18 protein-coding genes, 1 tRNA gene and 3 pseudogenes are annotated in these 24,111 nt (G+C 49.7%); 7 read left to right on the forward strand and 15 right to left on the reverse strand.

Features of this window, described 5'->3' with window-relative positions; all coding sequences use genetic code 11:
- Positions 1-64 precede the first annotated feature (64 nt).
- Both ACO6UX_RS10755 and ACO6UX_RS10760 read left to right on the forward strand, forming a co-directional pair.
- Positions 65-2,980 (forward strand): UvrD-helicase domain-containing protein, encoded by a 2,916-nt coding sequence (locus ACO6UX_RS10755; protein ID WP_422447447.1) that lies wholly within the window; start codon positions 65-67, stop codon positions 2,978-2,980.
- A 188-nt stretch (positions 2,981-3,168) separates the two neighbouring features.
- Positions 3,169-4,422: a glycosyltransferase gene (locus ACO6UX_RS10760; protein ID WP_422447449.1), complete on the forward strand. Its 1,254-nt coding sequence runs from the start codon at positions 3,169-3,171 to the stop codon at positions 4,420-4,422.
- 83 nt (positions 4,423-4,505) lie between these two features.
- Here the strand turns inward: ACO6UX_RS10760 and ACO6UX_RS10765 are convergent, their stop codons facing one another.
- From ACO6UX_RS10765 to ACO6UX_RS10775, 3 genes and pseudogenes are all read right to left on the reverse strand, one after another.
- Positions 4,506-5,642: an RNA-guided endonuclease InsQ/TnpB family protein gene (locus ACO6UX_RS10765; RefSeq protein WP_422447451.1), complete on the reverse strand. Its 1,137-nt coding sequence runs from the start codon at positions 5,640-5,642 to the stop codon at positions 4,506-4,508.
- Between the two features lie 214 nt (positions 5,643-5,856).
- Positions 5,857-5,934 (reverse strand): annotated as a pseudogene (locus ACO6UX_RS10770) (SEC-C metal-binding domain-containing protein); the annotation flags it as partial.
- Between the two features lie 213 nt (positions 5,935-6,147).
- Positions 6,148-6,906: pseudogene (locus ACO6UX_RS10775) on the reverse strand (DUF1186 domain-containing protein); the annotation flags it as partial.
- Positions 6,907-7,122: 216 nt separating this feature from the next.
- Here ACO6UX_RS10775 and ACO6UX_RS10780 point away from each other — a divergent pair.
- From ACO6UX_RS10780 to ACO6UX_RS10790, 3 genes and pseudogenes are all read left to right on the forward strand, one after another.
- A pseudogene (locus ACO6UX_RS10780) lies at positions 7,123-7,243 on the forward strand (UTP--glucose-1-phosphate uridylyltransferase); the annotation flags it as partial.
- Positions 7,244-7,404: 161 nt separating this feature from the next.
- Positions 7,405-7,809 (forward strand): hypothetical protein, encoded by a 405-nt coding sequence (locus ACO6UX_RS10785; RefSeq protein ID WP_422447453.1) that lies wholly within the window; start codon positions 7,405-7,407, stop codon positions 7,807-7,809.
- Positions 7,810-8,005: 196 nt separating this feature from the next.
- Positions 8,006-8,416 carry a hypothetical protein gene (locus tag ACO6UX_RS10790; RefSeq protein ID WP_422447455.1) on the forward strand — a complete coding sequence of 137 codons (411 nt, stop codon included), beginning with the start codon at positions 8,006-8,008 and terminating at the stop codon, positions 8,414-8,416.
- A 435-nt stretch (positions 8,417-8,851) separates the two neighbouring features.
- Here the strand turns inward: ACO6UX_RS10790 and ACO6UX_RS10795 are convergent, their stop codons facing one another.
- On the reverse strand, positions 8,852-10,144 hold the full coding sequence (locus tag ACO6UX_RS10795) for a restriction endonuclease (RefSeq protein WP_422447457.1): 1,293 nt from the start codon (positions 10,142-10,144) through the stop codon (positions 8,852-8,854).
- Between the two features lie 363 nt (positions 10,145-10,507).
- On the reverse strand, positions 10,508-10,708 hold the full coding sequence (locus ACO6UX_RS10800; RefSeq protein WP_422447459.1) for a hypothetical protein: 201 nt from the start codon (positions 10,706-10,708) through the stop codon (positions 10,508-10,510).
- A gap of 34 nt (positions 10,709-10,742) precedes the next feature.
- Here ACO6UX_RS10800 and ACO6UX_RS10805 point away from each other — a divergent pair, with 34 nt between their 5' ends.
- Positions 10,743-11,111, forward strand: coding sequence for a hypothetical protein (locus ACO6UX_RS10805; protein WP_422447461.1), 369 nt, complete (start codon positions 10,743-10,745; stop codon positions 11,109-11,111).
- 113 nt (positions 11,112-11,224) lie between these two features.
- On the opposite strand, the gene ACO6UX_RS10810 is transcribed toward ACO6UX_RS10805, so the two are convergent.
- The 8 genes from ACO6UX_RS10810 to ACO6UX_RS10845 form a co-directional block, all read right to left on the reverse strand.
- A tRNA-Leu gene (locus ACO6UX_RS10810) sits at positions 11,225-11,311 on the reverse strand.
- 71 nt (positions 11,312-11,382) lie between these two features.
- A complete protein-coding gene (gene secG, locus ACO6UX_RS10815; protein WP_209201916.1) occupies positions 11,383-11,790 on the reverse strand; it encodes a preprotein translocase subunit SecG in 408 nt (135 codons plus the stop codon).
- Positions 11,791-11,792: 2 nt separating this feature from the next.
- Positions 11,793-12,539 (reverse strand): triose-phosphate isomerase, encoded by a 747-nt coding sequence (tpiA, locus tag ACO6UX_RS10820; protein WP_422447463.1) that lies wholly within the window; start codon positions 12,537-12,539, stop codon positions 11,793-11,795.
- 136 nt (positions 12,540-12,675) lie between these two features.
- Positions 12,676-14,013, reverse strand: a complete 1,338-nt coding sequence (gene glmM, locus ACO6UX_RS10825) for a phosphoglucosamine mutase (protein WP_422447465.1) — start codon at positions 14,011-14,013, stop codon at positions 12,676-12,678.
- Positions 14,014-14,219: 206 nt separating this feature from the next.
- Positions 14,220-15,065: a dihydropteroate synthase gene (folP, locus tag ACO6UX_RS10830; RefSeq protein ID WP_422447467.1), complete on the reverse strand. Its 846-nt coding sequence runs from the start codon at positions 15,063-15,065 to the stop codon at positions 14,220-14,222.
- A gap of 390 nt (positions 15,066-15,455) precedes the next feature.
- On the reverse strand, positions 15,456-17,405 hold the full coding sequence (gene ftsH, locus ACO6UX_RS10835) for an ATP-dependent zinc metalloprotease FtsH (RefSeq protein ID WP_422447935.1): 1,950 nt from the start codon (positions 17,403-17,405) through the stop codon (positions 15,456-15,458).
- 190 nt (positions 17,406-17,595) lie between these two features.
- Positions 17,596-18,216, reverse strand: coding sequence for a 23S rRNA (uridine(2552)-2'-O)-methyltransferase RlmE (gene rlmE, locus ACO6UX_RS10840; RefSeq protein ID WP_422447469.1), 621 nt, complete (start codon positions 18,214-18,216; stop codon positions 17,596-17,598).
- Positions 18,217-18,892: 676 nt separating this feature from the next.
- The gene (locus ACO6UX_RS10845) at positions 18,893-19,114 is read right to left on the reverse strand and encodes a hypothetical protein (RefSeq protein ID WP_422447471.1); all 222 of its coding nucleotides are present in this window, start codon (positions 19,112-19,114) and stop codon (positions 18,893-18,895) included.
- Between the two features lie 171 nt (positions 19,115-19,285).
- On the opposite strand from ACO6UX_RS10845, the gene ACO6UX_RS10850 reads away from it, so the two are divergent.
- Entirely contained in the window at positions 19,286-19,597 is a 312-nt protein-coding gene (locus ACO6UX_RS10850; protein WP_101746619.1) for a YhbY family RNA-binding protein, read from the forward strand.
- A 50-nt stretch (positions 19,598-19,647) separates the two neighbouring features.
- Here ACO6UX_RS10850 and ACO6UX_RS10855 read toward each other — a convergent pair whose 3' ends face one another.
- A complete protein-coding gene (locus ACO6UX_RS10855) occupies positions 19,648-20,028 on the reverse strand; it encodes a PH domain-containing protein (protein WP_422447474.1) in 381 nt (126 codons plus the stop codon).
- 272 nt (positions 20,029-20,300) lie between these two features.
- Entirely contained in the window at positions 20,301-24,059 is a 3,759-nt protein-coding gene (locus ACO6UX_RS10860; protein WP_422447476.1) for a hypothetical protein, read from the reverse strand.
- Between the last annotated feature and the right edge of the window lie 52 nt (positions 24,060-24,111).

Consider the following 24,111-nt stretch of genomic DNA (forward strand, 5'->3'; position numbering starts at 1 on the left):
ATACTGGCATCATCAGAGCATTCGACGCTCGCAAAAGCACAGCAGGTTTTCTACCCTATTGCCCATGAATATACTTTTATACAACGATCTCAATGCAGACCAGATACCCGGCTTTGCCAAAGTTCGCAAAGCCCTTGAGAACAATAATTTCCAGCAGGCGGATGTGCGCAAGATCGGGGATAACCTTTACCGCGCACGGCTGAACCGTAACGATCGGCTGTTATTCTCCCTGCACCGGTACAATGGCGAGCCCTACTGCCTGATTCTGGAGTATATCCGCAATCACGCCTATGAAAAGTCCCGATTCCTGGAACGGGGCGTAACCATTGATGAGGAAAAAATTCCGCCGATTGATGCTGCGGAAACTGAGTCCTCACCAGACCTGACTTATCTCAATACCGACCACGACCGCTTTAACCTGCTGGACAAGATAATCTCCTTCGACGGTGAACAGCAGTCCGTTTACCAGCTACCACCGCCCCTGGTGATTATCGGCAGCGCCGGTAGCGGCAAAACCGCCCTGACCCTGGAGAAAATGAAGCAAGCGACGGGCGACGTACTATACGTCAGTCACTCCCCCTTTCTGGTACAAAGCGCCCGTAATCTTTACTACGCTCACCAGTACGATAATGAAGAACAGAATGTGGAATTTCTCTCCTTTCGGGAGTTCCTGGAAAGCATTCGGGTACCCGCCGGTCGGGAAGTAACGCTGAAAGACTTTGAAGGCTGGTTCCAGCGCCATAAGGGCAACAGCAAACAGAAAGACCCTCATAAACTCTTTGAGGAGTTCCGGGGCGTGCTGACCGGCCCTTCTACCGAATCACCCTGGCTCTCCCGTGATGAGTACCTGAAGCTGGGGGTGAAACAATCCATCTTCAGTGAAGAAGAGCGTTCGGGCGTTTACGACCTGTTCGATAAATACCGGCAGTTCCTGGAAAAGGAACAGTTATACGACACTAACATTATCAGCCACCGCTACCTGGCCAGCGCCGAACCCCAATACGACTTTATCGTGGTGGACGAGGTGCAGGACATTACCAACATTCAGCTCTACCTGATACTGAAGACCCTCAGGTATCCGGGCCACTTTATCCTCTGTGGTGACTCCAACCAGATTGTCCACCCGAACTTTTTCTCCTGGTCCAAGGTCAAGACCCTGTTTTTCGAGCAGCAGGGCCTGACCGGTGAGGGTGAGATAATCCGGATACTCCAATCCAATTACCGTAATGCGCCGGTGATCACCCATATTGCCAACCGGATTCTGAAACTGAAGCACGCCCGCTTTGGCTCCATCGACAAAGAGAGCAACTACCTGGTCGACAGCATTGGCGAACACCGGGGACAGTTGCAGTTGCTGGCCAACAGCCAAAAGGTCAAACAGGATCTGGACAGCAAAACCGCCCGTTCCACCCGCTTTGCCGTGCTGGTGATGCACCCGGACCAGAAAGCCGCCGCCCGGCAGTGGTTTAATACGCCGCTGGTCTTCTCCATCCAGGAGGCCAAGGGGCTGGAATACGACAATATCATTCTTTACAACTTTATCAGCGATGAAGAAAAGAGCTTCCGGGATATTGCTTCGGGTGTAGACCCCGCCGCGTTGGAAAAAGAGACACTGGAATATGCCAGGGCGAAAAACAAACAGGACAAATCCCTGGAAGTCTACAAGTTTTATATCAACGCCCTCTACGTTGCCATTACCCGGGCGGTGAGCAACCTCTACATTATCGAAGCCAACCAGAAGCATCCGTTAATGCGGCTACTGGACCTGGAACGATTTACCGGTGACCTGCAGATGGATAAGCAGGACTCCAGCCTGGATGAGTGGCAGAAAGAGGCCCGCAAGCTGGAACTGCAGGGCAAGCAGGAACAGGCCGATGAGATCCGCAGCCGGATACTGCAGCAAAAGCCGGTACCCTGGCCGGTACTCGATCGCACCGCCTTCATGGAACTGCAGAAAGAAGCCACAAGCGGCAATAACAGGAAAAAGCAGCTGCTGGCTCTGGAATACGCCCTGATCCACTGGCATCGCCCCATGCTCAACCAGTTGCTCACCAGCGGCTTTAAACCCGCCACACAGACGGAAGAAAAAGCGGTCAAACAACTGCACCAAAAGCACTACATGACCTACGACCTCAATAACCCCGGCAGTGTACTGCGCGACACAGAGAAATACGGCATCGACCACCGCACCATCTTCAACCTGACCCCGTTGATGGTTGCCGCCCGTCTTGGCAATGCTGGCCTGGTCAGGGAACTGATGGAGCGCGGTGCCAACCCGGATCTGTCTGGCAGCCATGGTCTCAACGCCCTGCAGATGGCACTGGAACAGGCACTGATGGATGAGCGCTATGCCCGCCATAAACTGGCACCGGTCTACAGCAACCTGGAACCGGACAGCCTGTCCATCCAGACCCAAGGCCGTTTGATCAAGCTGGACAAGCGCCTGATGGGACTGTTTGTACTGAACCTGATGTTTGCCATGTTTTATCGCAAACTGGGCGAACTGGCAGGCAGAGGCGAGGGTTTCTCGGCCAAAGACATTACCGAATGGGTGCAAACCCTGCCGGACGAGGTCTTACCGGAACGTCGGAAAAAGCAGAGCTACATCAGCAGTATTCTCTCCGGCAATGAGGTCGATCGGGATGCACCCTATAACCGCAGGCTATTCAAACGCATCCGTCGAGGCCATTACATTATCAACCCCGGCATGAAACTTCGCCAAGGCGAGGAATGGGTCGCTGTGCACGACCTGTTAAACCCGGAAGACCTGGGTTTCAGACCAAGCTGGATGAACCTGAGCAAAGAGGATCAGCTGATCTTTAAACATCGTTTTGAACAATTCGACCAGAACCGCAGGCAAAATCTGACGGCCTATTGTGAGTACATTGGAAAACTGCAAGAACAGGCAGAGAAAGAACTGGAAGAACGCCGGGTGAAGTCCCGGCTGGACATCCAAAGTGAGGAACTTATCTCCGGATAGGTGTTTTATCGCCTGTGATCTGCTGTACGTTACCCGCACAACCAGAACAGGTTTTGCGGGTAGTGCTCTTTTCTCATTCGAACTTATGGAACTTTTTCTTGACCACACACTCTAAGCTGATTACTAGTTAGAATTTAACAATTTTAATTCTTTGTGATCAAAGGATTTAATTAGTTAAACGGAGTTTTATGAACATTTCTTCCACTCAAGCTTTACCTACAAAAAACTTTATCGAAGAGTTAATACTAAAAGATTCTGAAATAAAGAGTGCATATCAAGAATTTACAAGTCAAACACATGGAGAATTAATTCCAAGAAACCATTTTTTTGAATGGGTTGGTAAGAAAACTCTCCCTGAGAGACAGGTACAAATAGTTCACCATTTTAAGAGCCTTGGAAAGTTCAATGATTTTCATGTTTGCGTTCTGACTGATAAACCAATGAAATTTATTGCTGCAGAATCAAAATGTGATGGTATATCCGGGACGGTGGAAATCATCACCGTCGACAAACTGAATGAAGACTTTTATAAAGCATTAAAAGATTCTAATGAGCCTGACTGCGATAAGCTCTATAAAGACTTTGTTAACATTACGCAACTACACAACGTAGGACTGGAAAATCAAGCATTACGAAGTGATTATTATCGGCTAGCGCTCCTCTATACATACGGCGGCATTCATAGTGATATAAATATACCTTTAAAGGAACTTGACTCATCGGCAAGTGCATTACAATATCCACTCATTCCACTTAGGGGAAAGAATGGTCTACTAATACGCACTATTGATATGCCATTTGCTGGATCTGACGGGACAATTCCCCATTGGGATAACTCCCTCATCGCTTCCCAAAAAAACAATCAGATTGTTCTTTCCATGATTAAACATATGCTTAATCTAGAGAATAAGCTGAAAGATATACTAATAGAAAACTCAAATAAAAGTGAGTTTAAAAAGACCCTGTCTTTACACGATGCAATGCGATTATGGCAATGCAAGGAAGAATATTATATCAAAGCATCTATTGAACTTACTAAAAATGCATACAGAATTGCATATCCTGATATAACTGAAGAAGCTTTAAACTCTTTGGCATCTCAAGTAAAAGATAATTTAGTTCCAGCTTTGAAATCCACAGAACATGCAGTAGCTAAACAACAGGGTCTTTTAACTGCCAGGCATTGTATTGTCTCAAGAATGTTAGGGGGCGGTACTGACGCACTAACTCCTATAATTAGAAAAAAGTTAAGTAGAGGAAAGTTAATTAGAGAACAAATTAAAGAAGTAGAAGACTTCGCTAAATCTTTAAGCTTTCCATTACCAGACGATCAGCCATCTTACGCAAATATTAAGCCATTACACGATGGGCGTAACCACAAGGGACTTTGCAGCTGGTATGGTCAATCAAACCCTCATTATGTCGATGATAGCAACATCTGACACTCCCCGCCCTATCGGGCGAGGGTTCTTAGATCGCTCCAAGAACCTTCCTGCTTCAACACGCCTTCCCTAGATAGCGGTTTTTAAGCCGCTATCCCCGTTCCAGTCGCTCCACAGGCTAACCCCGCCAGTCCGGCGGTTCTTATATTCTTTGCTGCGTTTATGTCCCTGTCGTGATGGGTATTGCACTCAGGGCAATCCCATTCACGAATAGACAACGGCAGACTTTCATGGACAAACCCACAGCAGGAGCACCGCTTGGAACTGGGAAAGAAACGGTCTATCTCAACCACAGTACGATCAGCCCATTCAGACTTGTACTTCAGTTGTCGGACAAACTCTCCCCAGTTGGCATCTGCGATATGTTTTGCCAGCTTTGGATTTTTGATGGGGCGGCCTTCCGTCATGCCCTTCACATCCAACGATTCAACGCACACAACTTGGTTTTCGTTAATGAGTGTACGGGATGCCTTGTGGGTAGCATCCATCCGGCAGTCGGCTATTTTGGCATGGACACGGGCAACCTTGAGCCTTGCTTTGGCTCGATTGTTACTGCCTTTCTGCTTTTTAGCCAGTTGACGCTGAAGGTAGGCGAGCCTTTGCTCATAGCGTCGGGTGTGACGGGGATTGCCGGATTTTTTACCGTCCGATGTGATGAACAGATCGGTTAAACCTAAATCAATACCTACTGTCTTGTTGCTGATAGACATTGGTTTAGCTTCAAACTCGCAAAGCATGGAAACAAAGTACCGGCCCGCCCGATCTTTGCTGATGGTGATGCTGGAAGGCTCAGAACAAAGTTCTCGGCTCCAGCGGATATTCAGCGGTTCTTTGCTTTTGGCGATGAACAGTTGGCCTTTTTTCATGCTGAAAGCGGCCTTTGTCAGCCGTATACTTTGCCTCGAATGTCTCTTTTTGAATTTGGGGTATTTCGCCCTGCCAGCCCAAAAGTTCTTGAAGGCTTCCTGCTGATCCCTGAGTGTTTGTTGCAGGATGACGCTGGATACATCAGCCAGAAATGGGAACTCTGTCTTGAGCGACACAAGCCGCTTTTCTGCCTTGGAATGGGAGATAGATTGCCCATTTTTGTAGTAGGCATCAGTGCGAAAACGGAGGGTGTTGTTATAAACAAAACGGCCACAACCAAACGACTGAGCAAGGAGTGCTTCCTGTTCAGGTGTTGGGTAGAATCTTTCTTTAAAAGCACGTTTTGTTTTCATGTCGCAAATATTACAGAAATACTAAACACCTGTAAATACTTAAGACTTCCGGTTCTGCAAGCCCTCTACGGGCTTGTTGCTTATTATCACCGCCCGCATTGGGCGATGCTTTACGCAGGTTTTGGTAAATGGCGGATTCAGTTCAAAAGCATTGAATATCACTGGTATTGCACTCCCACGGTTCATCCCGTGGGAAACGGCCTTTTCTCACCCATCAGCCGCAACACTTCTTATACTTGCGCCCGCTACCGCAGGGGCAGGGATCATTTCTTCCCACCTTCGGGTGTTGTCTGACCAGCGGCTGTGCGGGCTTTCCGGGAGAGGAAGGTGGAAAGGGCCGTTGCTGACCTGGCAACCGCTGAGCCCCCGCTCGCGTGCGAACCGGTGGCTTTCTGGCTGGCCAGGGCCGCATCACACGCTGAGCGCCCTCTGGCTCCGCGTTGCTTCCGACAGGTGCTCTTTCAGCGGGCTTCTCCTGCGGCCGCGTGCTGTTAAAGCTGGCCCAACCTTGCAACTCAGCCACACAATCATCAATCAGGGCAGAGCTTTCATAGGATGGAAAGCTTACCTCGCCGGAATGCTCCTGTAACATCGTACCTAACCGCTCCCTGCCCATAAATGAATCGGTCAGCAGTCCCCGGTCAAACACGTCCAAAACAGAAGTTTCCAGCTCGGCGGCTCCGGCAATGATGCAGTTAGAGACCAATCCGTCCCAGACCGGACTCCGCTCCTGCTCAAGCCCATCACTAAACAGCTGCTGAAAGTAGCTGAACAGCACCTCTCGGGGTAGAAACCCATGGAAAACCAGAATCGTCAGGCAGGTCAAACAGGAAGATCGAACGCAAGGATGAACCGCTGTGTTTTCAACCAACTGCTTCAGTGGTTCCACGTTACATCCGTTACTGGTGTCACTTTCGCTGCTTACTTCACCAGCGATCACCGATGCCAGTATTCGAGCCAGGCTCTCACTGACCACATAACCAAGCAGTCGATTGACCGTCCGGGGTTTGGCCGACACTATCCGGAGCATCACCGGCAATGCCTTTGATTCCCGGAACTGAGCCAGCAGGTAAAAGGCAAAAAAGACCAGATCCACACGCTGGCTTTCGGGTATCTCATCCCCCTGCCCGGCAACGCCTTCGAGATAGTCCAGCAGGCGCGGAATCAATTCCGTCCGCTGCTCACTGGCCGCCAGCAGGGTTTCTCTGGGCAGCTCACCCATCACATGGTTTGATAACCGGTTGATAACATCGTCAATGTTCACGGGTACTCATCCTGTCTCTTGTCGCTATTTTTGTATAAGGATAGCGTTTAAACAGGCTGAGAGTGTTTGTCCCGGAAGAACTTACTTATTTCCACTATTTCTAATACCTATCTCAGGATATTACCGAGTGAATTGCCGGGGTTGACCTTTTTCATCAATTGATTGCCATGTCTGAGCAGGAAGCTTTGCCAGTGTACCTTTCGGGTGCTAATGAAGAAGCAATCTCTGCGTGGTTGTGTGCTGGCTTATAAATTCAAGGGCAGACGTTTTGACTGTGCCAGTATTGAAGGTTTTATCGAAGCGACCACATTGCTACGATACGCTTTATGCCCTTTAGAGATCGCTTCCCGCTGCCCGCTCCCCGAAAAGGCAGCTTTTCTTTTGCGGGCAGCGCTCTTGAAAAGAGAACGGGGATATCCTGGCCAATGGCGTAGGAATTTGGGGCCACCTTGGATTGTATGCAATGTATCAGAGCAGTATCTGGCAGCAGAGAGATTTATGAGCAGTTATATGTGGATGCCCGCAAAACGGGCATCCAACCCCAAAGTATCACCCGAGACCAAAGCGGCCCTGAAAGCCCGGGCCGACCGATGGGTAGAGGAATACCTGAAACCGGCAAATGTCCAGCCTCCGCCGGAGAACCCGAGGTTCAACTATCTGATGGATATCTTTACCAAATGGCATGGCAGTTTTTTCTATTTCTGCGCCACTTACCACTGCCCATCTCCCGTTGCCATCAGCCCGTCCTTTGAACGGAAGTTTGCCAGAATGACCTACAGCGGTAATAATACCTATGCGCTGTCTTATATGCGGCACACCGATAAGTGGCACGAAGTCTTCTATGATCAGGATATAGAGCAGTGCTTTGAGCTGATTGCTCATGAGCCCTGTTTTTTGCCCTAATACATGGTTTCAATGAGTTTGACGTGTACAAGCTCCGCTCACCCTGAGCGGAGTCGAAGGGTGCCTGGCACGATCTATTAGAGTCCGAAGTTTCCACCCTTCGACAGCCTCAGCACGAACGTTGTGGGTATCAACGCCTAGCTGCACCAGGAGGCTGACCGAGAATCAATCGTAGAGTATGGATGAACGAACGTTTATGGATACCGAACAAACCCTTGAGAATATCACCGCAACCAATAGTACCAGTGCCCTAAGATCATTGTGTCAGCTCCTGCGGGACAAGTGGGTTTATTTTTATGTCATTGATGATGGCAGCTTTGTGGATGGCGAAGGGATTGAAGAGCTGGTGTTCATCAGCAAAAAGCGCCCTGTGAACATTCCCACCGTTTATTTAAACGACCTTCACAATGCCGTCCTGTACACTCATAAGTCAACAGCCATTGACCGTATCCAGCCTGAATATCGTATTGGCCAGATGAAAGGGGACAAAGCGTACAAAATGTTTCTTGGCGTGAAATCGATCACAGGTATGATTATCCAGGGCCAGGATGCCTGGATTTCATTTCCTGTTTCCTATCTGGAAGAGCTACAACCTGCTGAAGCCTGACCTTAATGATTTAGCGAATCACTATATGAGGACCACTGACACCATCCCCGAAGCCCCAGCCATCACCAATGAACGACTCTACATTGAGTGGTTTGTGCAATACAGCGATAAAACTGGCAGAGCTGAGAAACCTGGCAGGCCGTTATGCAAAAAGTGACGGGTGTCGGCCTTTATCGCTAAACATACCGACCGTGGCATGAGCCTGTTGGAATTACACCCGGACCGGGACTTACTGTTTGAGCGGGTCTCGTTTATGTCGGAAGACACTTGAGCAAAATTGAAGAAGGTGCTGGCACAGTAAGGTTGGCTGGCAACCTGTCCTGAGACCCAGAGGATGCTCTTAGTCGGGACCATATCATGATTGGGGGGTGAAGATACTGGAGAAAAAATACCAGTATGCGGAGGCGGGGCGATTGGTTCCGGAGATTTGAGAGATTAGATCTTACCTTCCGCCCAAAGCTGTTCAAATTCCCTTTTGGCTCTCATCTTTTGGTTAATGCATTCAATCATATGTTCTTCAGAGAGCCAGTCATCACAACCCCGGGGCATTTGATACCAGGCTTTCCAGGCATTCGCCCTGGCTTGTTCCTGCTCCCGGTTGGCCTGTATCTCAAGTAGTATTTTCTGATCACTGGCCAGGACAGCCTGTTGCTCCATCATCGCCACTTGCTGGTCATAGGCAGTCGATAATTGCTGAACAGGCGGGTTTATCGGTTCAGAAGTCCGGTTTGTATTTTCCACAAATAACGATTCTGGCCTGTTTCCCTTTTCCAAATAGGTCTGTTGTGCCTGCTGATGGACTTTCGCCCCATGGCTATTGGTGGACTCTGACAGGAACGCCAATACGGCTGAGATTCCCTTGATCACCAACGCCATAACCACAAATACAAAAACACCACTGATCAGCAATGGTTTGTGGCTATTCCCGTTTGAGGTCTTACCGGAAACCTTCGGTCGTCGTGTTTTTCTGGCAACCATTGGCTCACTGTCATAAGCATTCGAAGGGTCAGAAACACGACGACGGTTAATGACAACAGAGTCACCTGTTACTTTTGGCGGAATACCTAAAACACTGGTTAATGAAACGCTGCTGTTCTTCTCATCCCTTTTCAAATACAGCTTTTGATGACAGCCCGGAAAGTTTCTGCAGCCCCAGAATTGATTGCCCTTATTCTTTCCCTTTGAGACAGTTCTGAGCACCATCTTGATATCACATTGCGGGCAGGTTGGAGTCCCGTAATCACCAGACAGGCTATCCGTTGCCAGCTCTTTCTGCTGCACTTCCGGCAACTGGCTGATCAGTGTCAGAAGCCTGTTGCCAGAAATCAGTTGCAGCTTTTTACCTTTGGCAAAGGCCTGTGCATCTTCGGTAAAATCACTGGCGGTGATAAACACGCCCACCGGAACGCCGTCAGCAGCCATCACCCCATACAGTTCACGAACCGCCTTAACCCCTATCCTCTGGTATGACCAGGCTTTGCACTGAACGTAAACCTTAACGGATCTTCCTTCCTGTGTCGTTTTTTCCAGAATAACATCAACACCCCCGTCCGCACCGGAACCAGTCAGACGGGCGTTATATCCCTTCTTTTGGAAATATCTCTGAGACAGCTCCTCAAACCGTTTCCAGTCCATTTGCTGAAGATCCTGAAGCACCAGCAATCTGGGCTTCGGGGATGCTTCTGCGACTGTTTTTTCAGGCGTAAAACCGGATTCAACTACTTCCATCAGCTGCCTGTCATCCTATCGTTTTGTTTCCAATTCCCAGTAATCCATAATTCGCACCCGGCCAATGGTCTGCATATCCGGCGTACGGGTATTGGTCTGGCCAGACCTTTATAACTGATCAGAAAGCTGCACAACTGTTTTTTACCATTCTCTTCACGCAGGGCCAGAAACATACCAGGCCCTGGTCGTAACTCCCGTTCTACCACCAACAGGGTGAAACCGGTAAAGCACTCGACGGTTTCCGTCACATAGTAATACTCGTAGAGTTTCCGTCACATAGTAATACTCGTAGAGTTTCTTACCCCGGAACTTGTATTGCTGGCTGGCAAAAACATCCGGCACTCGAGCCGCCACTTCATAATATCAATCCCCTTCCGATGGTACCACAGTGACGTGAGTCAACATGGCTGGGTGGGCCAGTGGCTCTTTGGTGGTTTCAGGCTCCGGGTCGTAAGGGTCACCGATGCCGATGCCCAGCCAGTGGCTGAAGACACCGGTAGCTTCCACCAGCAGTTTTTGAGAGCTTACACCCGGAAGGGCAAAAGGCTCACTGGATGAAATCACGCTCTGGACACCACGGCTGAAAAAAGCACTGGCCATGCTGGATGAATTTAACCAGGGGGAAAAGTTCGAGTACGTCTTTGGTGCACCTAACGTCAAAGCTCAAAAGGGTGTCCAGATGGAGCCGGGGAAAAAAATGGTCAAGAACACGCTGGACACCCAGTGGCAGAATCTGATTAATAGCGCCGCCAAAGAAAAGTTGATTGCAGGAAAGTGGCACTTCCATGACCTGAAAGCAAAAGGAGTATCGGATCATGAAGGACTGGTATCCGGACACAAACCCTGGAAGCCAAGAAGGTTTACATCCGTAAAACACAGGAAGTCAAAGGAACGAGATGAAGAAAACGAAGGTACAAAAAAAGGCCATCTCAGGCCTTTTTTTTATGCGACTATTGTCAAACAATAGTCATGAACCAAAATACTATTAAGAGGCTATTTTTGGCCGCTTTTTTTTGGGAATTTTTTTGATAAACGACCATATTAGTCTATTCCTAAATCCCCGTAAACCCTTGATTCTATTGGTGCCGAAGACGAGACTCGAACTCGTACGCCCATACGGGCACTGCCCCCTCAAGACAGCGTGTCTACCAATTCCACCACTTCGGCCTTAACTGTCGCTCTCGGCGACAGCAAAATTATTTCTGAAAACTCTTTATAAATCAATAAGATTTTAAATCTTACTGAGGGTTTTCAGAGCTGCTGGAGCCGCTGCTCTCAACGGGCTGAGACTCTAACACAGGCGCATCGCTTTCGATAGTGTTTTCTAATGAATCAACCGAAAAAGGCGCATCATTGACCGGCACACTCTGTTCAATCTGAACAGATGGTAAACCAGCATCAGCAACACTATCAGCTTTCTGCCTGGCCATCATCGCCAGACCGATACTGGTGACGAAAAAGATCGTTGCCAGAATAGCGGTTGTACGGCTCAGAAAGTTCGCTGAGCCCTGGCTTCCAAACACCGTTTGTGAAGCCCCCGAGCCAAAACTGGCTCCTGTTTCTGCACCTTTGCCCTGCTGCAGCATGATCATAGCGATCACGCCAACAGCTACCAGCACGTGCACAAGAAGAATAATGGTTTCCATTACTATCCCGCAGCGTGACAAATCACCTTGAAATCAGCAGCTACCAGCGAAGCACCACCGATCAGACCACCATCAACATCAGGCTGGCTCATCAGTTCTGCCGCGTTGTCAGCCTTCATGCTTCCACCATACAGAACACGGGTTCTGTCCGCCATGGACGGATCGTTTTCTGCCAGCAGCGCACGAATTTCAGCATGAACTTCCTGCGCCTGTTCAGGGGTTGCAGTCAGACCGGTTCCAATAGCCCAAACTGGTTCATAGGCAATTACATAATTAGCCAGACGCTCCGGACCAGCAGCCCGAAGCACAGTATTGATCTGATGAGCCACTACTTTCATAGTGTCACCAGCTTCGCGCTCAGACAGAGTCTCACCAACACAAAGGACTGGTACCAGACCCTGATCAACCAGAGCACAGAATTTTGCAGCCACATCGGCATCGGTTTCGCCATAGAGGGAACGACGCTCAGAGTGACCAATAAGTACATATTCACAGCCAAGGTCTTTGGCCATCAGAGGAGAGATTTCACCCGTGTAGGCTCCTGACAGGTTATCAGAGGCATTTTGCACACCAAATTTAACCGCAGAACCCTTCAGCAAGTCGCGTACCTGCTGAACGTATACGCTAGGTGGAAAAACGAGCACCTCAGCCTTGGTTTCAAGTCCCGAAAGGATTCCATCAACAAGCTCACGGATACTGTCAGAAGAACCATTCATCTTCCAGTTTCCGGCTACCAGTGGCTGACGCATACCGCTTACCTCTTTGATCGCGAGGCCGGAATACTAACCCGAAAGACACCAACATACAATAAGTCAAGCCCTGCGAAGCTATTGAAATCAAGGCAACACAGCTCCGGTGCAAGCCGATACCTGCACCGGGTGACATTCAGCACATTTCCTGTTCAACCACTTTTGCCAGCTTTTCCGCCTGAGCCTTTACCTGAACGCCGTCTTCACCTTCTACCATCACCCGAATGACTGGCTCAGTTCCTGAAGCTCTCAGAAGAACGCGACCTTTTCCAGCCATCTCTTCTTCTGCTTTTTTTACCGCCTCAACAATACCCGCAATGGTGTCGGTGTCCCGCTTATTCTGCACCCGGACATTGATCATAACTTGTGGATAAAGAGTGATCGCAGCCACCATTTCAGACAGTGACTTACCTGCTGCCTGCATGGCTTTTAACACTTTCAAGGCCGAGACAATGCCATCACCCGTGGTCGATGCATCACGACAGATAATATGGCCTGAAGACTCACCGCCGAGCTGCCAGTCATTGGCTATCAGCAGTTCATTGACATAACGGTCACCGACATTGGCCCTGGCAAAGGGAATGCCGGCAGCTTCCAATGCTTTCTCCATTCCCAGGTTGGTCATCAACGTGCCCACGACACCACCCTTCAAGATCCCCCTGGAATGGCGATCCATGGCAATAATAAACAGCAGCTGGTCGCCATCGACGACCTCACCCTGATCATCCACCATAATGACCCGGTCACCATCACCGTCCAAGGCAATTCCCAGATCCGCACCGGTTTCCCTGACTCTGGCAGCCATGCCTTCCGGGCTGGTAGCGCCTGCGTTCTCGTTAATGTTGACACCATCCGGATGGATGCACATCGGTATCACTTCCGCACCCAGCTCTCGAAAGACCGCAGGACCAACCTGATAGGTTGCACCGTGGCCGGCATCAATCACAATTTTCATGCCACGCAGATCCAGCTGCTGGGAAGTGCTGCCCTTGCAGTACTCAATGTACCGGCCTGCAGCATCATTCATCCGAGTCACTTTACCCAGACTCTGGGAATCCACTACCTCAATCTCTGACTCAAGCAATGCTTCAATCTTCAGCTCAACCTCATCGGATAGCTTGGTGCCGTCGCCTGCAAAAAACTTTATACCATTGTCGTAAAACGGGTTATGGGAGGCGCTGATAACAATACCCGCCTGCCCATTAAAGGTTCGGGTCAGATAGGCAATGGCAGGGGTCGGCATTGGCCCGGTCAGGACAACATCGATACCGGCGGCAGACAGACCGGCCTCAAGCGCGGACTCAAACATATACCCGGAGATTCGGGTGTCCTTGCCAATAATGACTTTCCCTTCACCCTGTTCCGCCAGCACACGACCCGCTGCCCAGCCCAGCTTCAGGACAAAATCCGGAGTAATTGGAAAGTCACCCACCTTCCCTCGAATTCCGTCGGTACCAAAATATTTTCGAGCCATAGCCGTTTACCAAGAATTTCTGAAAGCAATATCTGGTAATCATCTCACTCATTCAAGTGAACCACCAGTACCATCAGGTTATCTTGAAACGAAGAGGGTTTAAGGAATAGGCGACATTGATGACTTAATGACAGTGAAGACTACCCACCACTGCGGAAGCTCGATCTCCAGACTGGCAGGCATCATTATTTTTTGAAATGAAAACGTTAAGCTTCGTCAACGGCCTGAAGCAAACGCAGGACGTCAACCGTTTCCCTGACATCATGCACACGGATGATATGAGCACCTGCCTGTGCCGCCAGCGCAGCTGCTGCCAAACTGCCCGGAAGCCGGTCTTCGGTATCCCGATCCAGGGTTGCCCCAATAAACGACTTTCTGGACATACCCGCCAATACCGGCAGACCCGCTTCATGGAAGCGGCGAAAACCCTTCAGCATTTCAAGATCGTACACTGGCGTTTTACCAAACATACCGCCCCCAAAGCCCGGGTCCAGTATCAAGCGCTCCCTGGCAATTCCGGCCTTCTCGCAGCGCTCCACACAAGCCATCAAATACTGGCTGACCTCTTTAACCACATCACCATAGACCGGTACAACCCCGGGCTCAGGTTGATCAACAAGAGAGTGCATCAGAATAATGGGAACTGTCGTTTCCGCTGCTGCTTCCAACGCCCCCTCACGGTGCAACGCCCGGACATCATTAATAATCCCCGCGCCCGCTTTTACCGCCTCTTTCATCACCAGAAGAGAGCTGGTATCAATGGAAATAATGACGTTGAAGCGCGACGCCAAACCTTCAATAACTGGCAGAACCCGCTCTAACTCCTGCTCCTGGGCTGGCGCACCGGAAGCACCGGGGCGTGTCGACTCGCCACCAATATCCAGAATATCCGCCCCGTCCTTGATCATCTGCTCGGCAACATTCAGCCAGTTATCAGCACAGCGGCTCCCTTGATAAAAAGAGTCCGGTGTAACGTTCAAAACCCCCATCACCCTGGGCCTGTTCAGATCCAGCATTTTCCCTGCACAGTTCAACTTGAATTCGTTGCTCATGAATACTCCTCAGATCCCGTTCAGTCATTTTTTCTGATGGCCACCCTGACCAATCACTCCCCCTGAGCGGGTATAAGTAGTTAACCAAATGAAATCATATATTTCTGACTAAGTTGTCAGTCACTCCCGGCAACTGCTCCTGCGTTGCTCTATCTCCTGCATCCATGCAGTCGTGCGGCGTTGCAACTCCGGTCACATAGCTACGGCTATGCTCCCTACGTTGCGCCTTGCATAGCAACTGCCCACTTAGCCAGAAATATACGATTCCATTTGGCCAACTACTTACCAACCGTGGCCAAAAAACCGATAACCATGATTCATCGACAAATTGGCAGATACAAAAAAGGGCAGGATAAACCTGCCCTTCATCATCATAGACCTGACTGACGATCAGTGCTCCCCAGCTGGGCCACCAATCGAACCACCTGAATCTTTTTTATCACCATCTTCCGCCTTTACTTCAGACTCATCAGCAGCAGTCTTTACACCGCTGTCATCGTTATCACCAGAATCCTTGGGAGGGCGAACTTCACGGCCAGCCATGATGTCATCAATCTGATCACTATCAATGGTTTCGTACTGAATCAGCGCCTCAGCCATTTGATCCAGCTTGTCGCGGTTATCGACGAGAATCTGGTTGGCGCGGGAGTAACATTCATCAACAACCCGACGAACTTCCTCATCAATGATCTTCGCCGTTTCACCGGAAACGTTCATCCTGGAACCACCGCTACCGTAGTTTTTACCCAGGAAAACCTCACCCTCATCCTCATCGTAGAGCAGTGGACCGAGCTTTTCAGAAAGGCCCCACTTGGTCACCATGCTTCTGGCAATCTGGGTAGCACGCTGGATATCATTGGAGGCACCGGTTGTAACCCCATCTTTGCCCAACGTCATTTCTTCGGCGATACGGCCACCAAACAGTGAGCATATCTGGCTCAGTAGTGCCTGGCGGCTCTGGCTGTAGCGGTCCTCTTCAGGCAGGAACATGGTCACCCCAAGCGCCCGACCTCGCGGAATAATACTCACTTTGTAGACTGGATCATGGTCCGGAACCAATCGACCAACGATGGCATGACCGGCTTCATGATAAGCCGTATTGCTCTTTTCCTTATCACTCATGACCATGGACTTGCGCTCAGCGCCCATCATGATTTTGTCTTTCGCCAGATCAAACTCTTTCTGACCCACCGTACGTTGGTTAGCCCGTGCTGCAAAGAGCGCCGCCTCATTAACCAGGTTGGCCAGGTCGGCACCGGAGAATCCCGGAGTACCACGTGCAATAACCGAAGGCTGCACATTGTCAGAAACCGGAACCTTGCGCATATGCACTTTAAGGATCTGCTCACGACCACGGATATCCGGCAAGCCAACCACCACCTGACGGTCAAAACGACCAGGGCGCAATAACGCAGGGTCAAGGACATCAGGACGGTTGGTAGCAGCAATTACAATAATACCGTCGTTCGCTTCAAAACCGTCCATCTCAACCAGCAGCTGGTTAAGGGTCTGTTCACGTTCATCGTGACCACCGCCCATACCGGCACCACGGTGACGACCGACCGCATCAATCTCGTCAATAAAGATGATGCACGGTGCCTGCTTCTTGGCCTGCTCAAACATGTCACGGACACGGGAGGCACCAACACCTACAAACATCTCAACAAAGTCAGAACCGGAGATGGTAAAGAACGGAACCTTGGCCTCACCGGCAATCGCTTTGGCAATCAGGGTTTTACCGGTACCCGGAGGACCCACCATCAGAACGCCCCGGGGAATACGACCACCCAGACGCTGGAATTTACCGGGATCCTTCAGGAAGTCTACCAGCTCCTGAACATCTTCCTTGGCTTCTTCAACACCGGCTACATCGGCAAACGTGGTTTTGATCTGATCTTCAGACAGCAGGCGGGCCTTGCTTTTGCCAAAGCTCATCGGGCCACCCCGGCCTCCGCCGCCGCCCTGCATCTGACGCATGAAGAACATGAATACCGCAAGAATCACCAGAATCGGGAAGCTGGCCACCAATAGCTGTGTCCAGATACTCTGCTTTTCAATAGGCTTGGACTCAACCTGTACCTTGCCCAGCAGGAGTTCATCCATCAGTTTGTTGTCTGGCACCGTGGGCGGCAGATTGGTTTCAAAACGTTCACTGTTGTTTAACATGCCGGTGATGGTAAAACCATCAATGACAACCTTACTGACCTGGCGATTTTCTACCATGCTGATGAAGTCAGAATAGGCAACCTTCTGGGTAGACGACTGCATGCCATCAAAGTTTTTAAAGACGGTCAATAGCACCAAGGCGATTATGACCCAGAGAATCAAATTTTTTGCCATATCATTCAAGGGGCTAACCTCTCTTGAGCGTACTTAAGCCTCAGGTAATCGTTTATATTGAGCACGTTCCCCTGGCTCGCTGTGATTATGTATTAATGCTTATCTGCAACGATACACGATCAGCGGACGGTGTGACAGTGATTGTCTTCTATCATGCTGATTAATGCATCCTATTATTCAACGCCCGGTATTATCCCCTGAAGCCAGAGGCCAGCAGATATACTTCTCTTGAGCGCGCCCTGGAAGCCGTTGGCTTGCGGGTCTGCACTTTGTCAAAGCTGGTTTTCATATCTTTCAGATAGGCATCAAAGCCTTCACCCTGAAACACCTTAACCAGAAACACACCTCCTGTACGCAACACCTGCCTGGACAGATCCAGTGCCAGTTCCACAAGGTACATGGCATTGGGCTGATCAACAGAGAGTGCTCCACTCATATTGGGGGCCATATCGGAAATTACAAGGTCTACCCGGTCCGAACCGATGGTTTCCAGTATTTGTTCCAGCACCGTGTCTTCTGTGAAGTCACCCTGAACAAAGTCAACCCCGGCGATAGGATCCATTGGCAAAATATCAGAAGCAACCACCCGCCCCTGATCACCCACCAGCTCAACCGCTACCTGAGACCAGCCACCGGGTGCCGCACCCAGATCAACCACCCGGATACCCGGGCGAAAGAGTTTATCCTTCTCCTGAATTTCCAGAAGTTTATAACTGGCCCTGGATCGCCAGCCATCTTTTTGCGACTGCTTTACATAGTGGTCATCAAAGTGCTCTTTTAACCAGCGACCACTACTTTTGGATCTCGCCATAATCTTTTTGCAAACTGCCTGTAAATTAAGCTTGGGAGCCTGTCCGAGAATAGCGCCCGTCTAGGCGACCCCGTAGCGAGGATGGCAGAAAATTGAGGATAAAAATTCCGTTTTGTGAGGTGAATAGCGGGGCTATTTGCCGAACAAAACGGAATTTTTAGACCAATTTGCTGCCACCGCAGTAGGGCAGTCTATTCTCGGACAGGCTCCTAGACGTTGCCTGAAAAATATTTGAGCAACATCAAACCGAAAACTGAAAGGGGTAAAAGTTTACACCTGACAAAAGCTGAGATTTCCATCAGCCGGTAAGTAGTTGGCCAAATGGAATCGTATATTTCTGGCTAAGTGGGCAGTTACTATGCAAGGCACAACGTAGGGAGCATAGCCGTAGCTATGTGACCGTAGTTGTAACGCCGCACGACTGCATGGATGCAGGAGCTAGAGCAACGCAGGAGCAGTTGCCGGGAGTGACTGCCCACTTAGTCAGAAAATACGATTTCATTTGGTTAACTACTTAAAGTAAAAGTCATGGTGATAATATCTTATACAGCATGGCTGTGACAGCAGAAGACAATAAAAGATTAAGCGGATGATTAGGGGTTATTACGCACCACAAGCCAACACTTTCCACACACTTGTGCTGATCAAACGCTTTGGAATGTTTATTATTGTGGAGTCAGTAATCACTAACCGCTGTAACACCATCAGCATAATACGTATTGTTCAACCACTGCCGAAGAGACAGGTCACCACTTATACGGGCAGCCTCGAACAGCAGGCACACTTCCCTCAGCAGCCAGAAAGCGATAGCATGCGCCACCAGAAGCTTGCATATGCTGTCGAGTGACTTAAATGCTGCCAGCCTGAGACCCATTCCGCAGTCCACGGCGCTGGACATTAATTCGCTCTCTTCGACACCCAGTCAATGACCGTTAAGCGCTCCATGAACAGTACTTTTCTGTCCCCAACCTGCATTAACGAAAACTTCTCTGGAAAAATACGGTCATACCCATCATCAGATATCGTGTATGACGATTCGTTATTAAAGAAATTATCAGGAATAGCAAACATGAGCTTGAATGCAGCCAAAAAGAAGCATTTCCGTACCATCGGCCACAACCTGAACCCTGTCGTCATTGTGGCAGACAAGGGGCTGACAGATGGCGTGGTTGAAGAAACATTACGCGCACTGAATGACCATGAACTGATCAAGGTGAAATTCGCCATTGGCGACCGGGAAACCCGCCAGCAACTGGTCAGCGAACTGATCAGCGCCACAAACTCTGATCTCATTCAAACCATTGGCAAAATCGCACTGATTTTCAAAGCCGCCGACAAACCCAATCCGGCACTCTCAAACCTGCTGAGAGTCCAGGGCTAAACCGAACAGGCCACGATGGTGGCCTTTATCAACGACTGGCTGGCAAGCAATTACTGCCCTGCCACTTTTGCCGCCAGGAGTGCCTGAAGCTTATAAATATTGGTTTTGCTGTTAAATTCCATCTGCATTGACTCTGGCTGGCCGGAAATCCATAGTTTCAGTTCAGCATCCAGATCAAAATGGCCTACAGACTCAACAGTAAACATAGTGATCGACTTATAAGGTATTGAGCGATATTCAACCTTGCGTCCGGTAAGCCCCTGCTTGTCGATCAAAATCAACCGGTGATTGGTCAAAACCACCATATCCCGCACCAGCTTATAGGCCAGCTCTATGGACTCCGACGGATTAAGAATGGTTGCCAGATCCTCCATTGCTTCCGTATTGCTCATCTCACCTGCATTGCCCAGTAAGGCATCAAACAGACCCATAGCATTTCTCCTTAATTTTTCACAGGTTATCAGCAAGCATCATTTTTCGGGGATACCGCAATTGAACTTGTTACCGATGTTCATGTTCAATGCGTCGAGTCTACCGGATCTGATACCAACTCCACCTTCTAAATATGAACTGCGCAGCCATTTTGAACCGCTGGATCTTCGTTGGAATTCCTCGCAATAGCCCTGCTATTACTCGTCATTCCGCCTTGCCCAGCGGTCCAAAATGACTTGCTCGTTATCATATTTAGAAGGTGGAATTGGTATTATTCAGGATTCATCATCGTCAGCAGCTCTTTGACAAAATCCTTCCTCTTGACCTGGTAATCATTGACGAGCTGAGCTGTCGCCAGCCAGCCGTTAACCCTGCGCTCAAAATCATCACGGCACACATGGCTGGCCAATTTTATTTGAAGATTCCCAGTCAGTACATGAAGGCGATGTTGTTCCTGTTGAAGCCGGTCAGTCCGGCAGTTTGATGTTTCGGGTTCTTCCTCACAGTGCAGGGCGATAAACTGCCGGCCTTTATTCAGGGTAAGCAGTGAGCGTATCAGCAAGCCATAAATGCGCTCATGGGCATTTTGGGGCTTGTTAAAAAGAAGGGTTCGAGGTATGTCAAATACAACCCCTCTTTGCAATTTTCTTGTCAGCGGATCAAGGTTATCAACAAGGTATGCCAGCGCATCGTTCAATAATCGGGTTTCTTCAGTAAACGACAAACACCATACCGGCCTTTCAACACCAGGAACGTGAACGGCCAGTCGTGCTCCATTCGTATCAATGACTCTGGAGTCCACACTGACTTGCAGCCCCATCGTTTTGATACCCAAATCACCGTATCTAAGATCAATATTGCAGGCCTGTGGCAATTTAATCGCCTGACAGCCCGGGACCGGCCTGAAGGTAATGTTTTGTGTGATTTCTGAATCCTCATCGGTGTTCAGTGCCTGCAACTTCTCAAAGAGTATGGTGGCCGATTTTTCTGTCGTACAGATAATGTCAATATCATTAAATGCCGGGCAGAGGTTCTGCAAAAAACGGGCGTATGAACCGGTAATCAGAATGGGGGGATTGGCATAAGAGCGATTGATGTCCTGAATAATTTCCAGTGCTTTTAGTGTCAGCGCATCTAACCGCTGAGCTTGCTTGTCCGGGAAACCCGGTGCCCCTGTTTTTGGCCATTGCTTCCGGGTTTGAGCCACAAGGGTGGAAAATAATGCCTGAGCAACCGATGCATTATCTGGTGCATTCCTGAACTCCCTAACCTGAGGAGGGGAAAGGTCTTCCTGGCCGAGATTGCCATTGGATACCTCTAACGGTTTTGCTACCCGGCCAGAGTTGTCAATATCACTTACGGGGATAACCGGTTGAAACAGCCGCTGATCAAGTATCCTGGCTTTGGTGCTGTATTGTTCAAACCAGCAGCCCAACGCATGGCGCTGCTTACTTCCTTCAGGGAAACTATTAAGGCACTCCAGCACCTGATCCTTATGGATTTGTCGTCCATCAATAGGCAGTCTCTTACTGTAGCAATGAGCCAGGAAGAAGAAATGCAGGCGTAAATTCTGAAATGAGCGCCTCAGTGTATTGATGGATTGCAATACCTGTTGTGCTGATACGCTCTGATGATTCATTGGCAGCTCATGCTGCAAAGCCATGAATTTCAGGATACATTGCACTCGATGCTGCTCATCGTCATTGACCGATAAGTTGTTTAAGGTTTGACAGGCTTCTTGAAAAATAGCCTGAACCTCGCTGGCTTCATCATAGGGCTGAAATTGTTCCAGCCGTTGAATCAGAAACCTGGTTTGTCTTGAAGAATGATCCCCGGGCACTGTGTTAAACGCTGCCAATACTCTCTGGTTATCCAGATCGGAGCCATGCACTATTCTTGCATTCAATGCCAGCTGGGAATAAAAAATAGCTCTTTCCAGCAGCCAACCACCACGGACATAGTCTTTAGCCACCTCATCCGGGTTGACCTGCTGACCATTCAACAACAAGCCCCTGAAGCAGCATTCTGCTTTGAAACGCACAATCCCCAGTTTGCCTTCCGGACTGTCCGGAAACGCCTCAACCACCGTATCCGGTGTCACCGGCCGATCCTTTAACGGCAAGCCCCTCAGGCAACATTCCGCTTTGAAGCGCCCTAGCCCCAGTTTGCCTTCCGGACTCACCGGAAAATCCTTGATCACCTCAGCCGCTGTGACCTGCTGGCCATTGAGCAACATGCCCTTCAGGCAACATTCCGCTTTGAAACATGCCAGCGCCAGTTTTGCCCTGATTGCCTGAAAACCCTTAACCACCTCATGCGGTGTGACCTGCTGACCATTCAGTGAGATGCTCCTCAGGCAACACTGCGCTTTGAAGTGCGCTATCGCCAGTTTACTGTCCGAACACTTCGGTAAATCCTTAACCACCATATCCGGTTCGATCTGTCGGTCATTCAACGCCAGGCCCCGCAGGCAACACTCCATTTTGAATCGCGCTGCGCCCAGTTTGCCTTCCGGGCTTGCCGGAAAATCATTAACCACCGCAGCCGTTGTAACCTGTCTGCCATTCAGCAACATACCCCTCAGGCAACATTCCGCTTTGAAACGGGCAAGCCCCAGTGTTGCCCTGGCAGCCCGATACTCCTTAACCACCTCATCCGGTGTAACCTGCTGACCATTCAACAGCTTCCCTCTAAAGCAACATTGTTCCTTAAAGTGCGCCAGCTCAAGTGTCGCTTTAACGGCCCGATAATCCCTCGCCACCGCATCCGGTAGAACCCGTTGGCCATTCAACGGCAGCCCCCGCAGGCAACATTGTGCTTTGAAGCGTGCCAGCGGCAGTGTCGCGTTAATGGCCTGATAATCCTTAACCACCGCATCCGGCGTAACCCGCTGGCCATTCAACAGCAGCCCCCGCTGGCAACATTCTGCTTTGAAGCGTGCCAGCTCCAGCGGGGCTTCGGCGGCCTGATAATCCTTGACCACCGTTTCCGGTGTCACCTGCCGACCATGCAATAGCAAGCTCCTCAGACAACATTCCGCTTTGAAGCGTGCCAGCGACAGTGGTGCCCCGACCACCTGATATTCCTTAACCACCTCATCCGCTGTGACCTGCTGGCCGTGCAATGGCAGGCTGTTCAGGCAACATTCTGCTTTAAAGCGCACTATACCCAGTTTGCCTACCGGACTATCCGGGAAATACTTAACCACTTCATCCGGTGTCACCTGCTGACCATTCAGCAGCCAGCCCCTCAGACAACATTCTTCTATAAAGCGCGCTATACCCAGTCTGCCATCCGGACTATCCGGGTAATCCTTAACCACTTCCTCCGGTGAGATCAGCCGACCATTCAACGGCAGGCACTTCAGGCAACATTCCGTTTTAAAGCGGGCTATCCCCAGTTTGCCTCCCGGACTATCCGGGTAATCCCTAACCACCTCATCCGGTGTAACCTGTCGGCCATTCAACAGCAGATACCTAAGGCAACACTCCGACTTGAAGCGCGCCAGCTCCAGTGTTGCCCCGATGGCGTGATAAGCCATGACCACCGAATCCGGAGTGACCGGATGACCATTCAAGTTCAGGCCCATCAGGCAACATTCCGCCATGAAGCGTGCTATCGCTAATTTGAACTTATGATTTTGATCTGGCTGTCGGGAGAACTCTTCAATGACCTGAATCGGGGTAACGACTCTATTGCCATGCAAAATGTTCTGTAAGCACAGTTTTTGCAGGAAAAAGCCGCTTCTGATAGAGGATGTATCATTTCCATAGGCTGTAAGCACATCAGCCGAAGTGACTTGACGTCCTTGTAATGGTTTTTTTTCCCAAAAAGCATCCTCAACACACTTGCCGTTATACAGAGCGATGCCTGTGACTCTATGGGGACTAAGGTTTGAGACACTTTTACCGTAAAATGCACTTATGGAAGGGTAAGGAAGCCTGCTTGAACTGGCTTGTTGATCAACCCAGCGAGCAGACTTTGGGTGGGCGCTGGTTGATGCGGCAGCTTTCAGAATAATACCCTGCACTCATAAATAACGCCGTTTGACCATAAAATTATTATTAGGTTCCATTCAGAAT

Source organism: Endozoicomonas sp. ALB091 (assembly GCF_049310265.1).
Classification (GTDB): Bacteria; Pseudomonadota; Gammaproteobacteria; order Pseudomonadales; family Endozoicomonadaceae; genus Endozoicomonas.

Bases quoted from the DNA above. Each gene is read 5' to 3' on its own strand.
- ACO6UX_RS10805 (WP_422447461.1), top strand. From the start codon at position 10,743: ATGCTGGATGAATTTAACCAGGGGGAAAAGTTCGAGTACGTCTTTGGT.
- secG (WP_209201916.1), bottom strand. From the start codon at position 11,790: ATGGAAACCATTATTCTTCTTGTGCACGTGCTGGTAGCTGTTGGCGTG.
- ACO6UX_RS10760 (WP_422447449.1), top strand. From the start codon at position 3,169: ATGAACATTTCTTCCACTCAAGCTTTACCTACAAAAAACTTTATCGAA.
- ftsH (WP_422447935.1), bottom strand. From the start codon at position 17,405: ATGGCAAAAAATTTGATTCTCTGGGTCATAATCGCCTTGGTGCTATTG.
- ACO6UX_RS10790 (WP_422447455.1), top strand. From the start codon at position 8,006: ATGGATACCGAACAAACCCTTGAGAATATCACCGCAACCAATAGTACC.
- ACO6UX_RS10755 (WP_422447447.1), top strand. From the start codon at position 65: ATGAATATACTTTTATACAACGATCTCAATGCAGACCAGATACCCGGC.
- ACO6UX_RS10795 (WP_422447457.1), bottom strand. From the start codon at position 10,144: ATGGAAGTAGTTGAATCCGGTTTTACGCCTGAAAAAACAGTCGCAGAA.
- rlmE (WP_422447469.1), bottom strand. From the start codon at position 18,216: ATGGCGAGATCCAAAAGTAGTGGTCGCTGGTTAAAAGAGCACTTTGAT.
- ACO6UX_RS10855 (WP_422447474.1), bottom strand. From the start codon at position 20,028: ATGGGTCTGTTTGATGCCTTACTGGGCAATGCAGGTGAGATGAGCAAT.
- ACO6UX_RS10850 (WP_101746619.1), top strand. From the start codon at position 19,286: ATGAGCTTGAATGCAGCCAAAAAGAAGCATTTCCGTACCATCGGCCAC.
- glmM (WP_422447465.1), bottom strand. From the start codon at position 14,013: ATGGCTCGAAAATATTTTGGTACCGACGGAATTCGAGGGAAGGTGGGT.
- tpiA (WP_422447463.1), bottom strand. From the start codon at position 12,539: ATGCGTCAGCCACTGGTAGCCGGAAACTGGAAGATGAATGGTTCTTCT.
- ACO6UX_RS10785 (WP_422447453.1), top strand. From the start codon at position 7,405: ATGAGCAGTTATATGTGGATGCCCGCAAAACGGGCATCCAACCCCAAA.
- folP (WP_422447467.1), bottom strand. From the start codon at position 15,065: ATGAGCAACGAATTCAAGTTGAACTGTGCAGGGAAAATGCTGGATCTG.
- ACO6UX_RS10765 (WP_422447451.1), bottom strand. From the start codon at position 5,642: ATGAAAACAAAACGTGCTTTTAAAGAAAGATTCTACCCAACACCTGAA.
- ACO6UX_RS10845 (WP_422447471.1), bottom strand. From the start codon at position 19,114: ATGTCCAGCGCCGTGGACTGCGGAATGGGTCTCAGGCTGGCAGCATTT.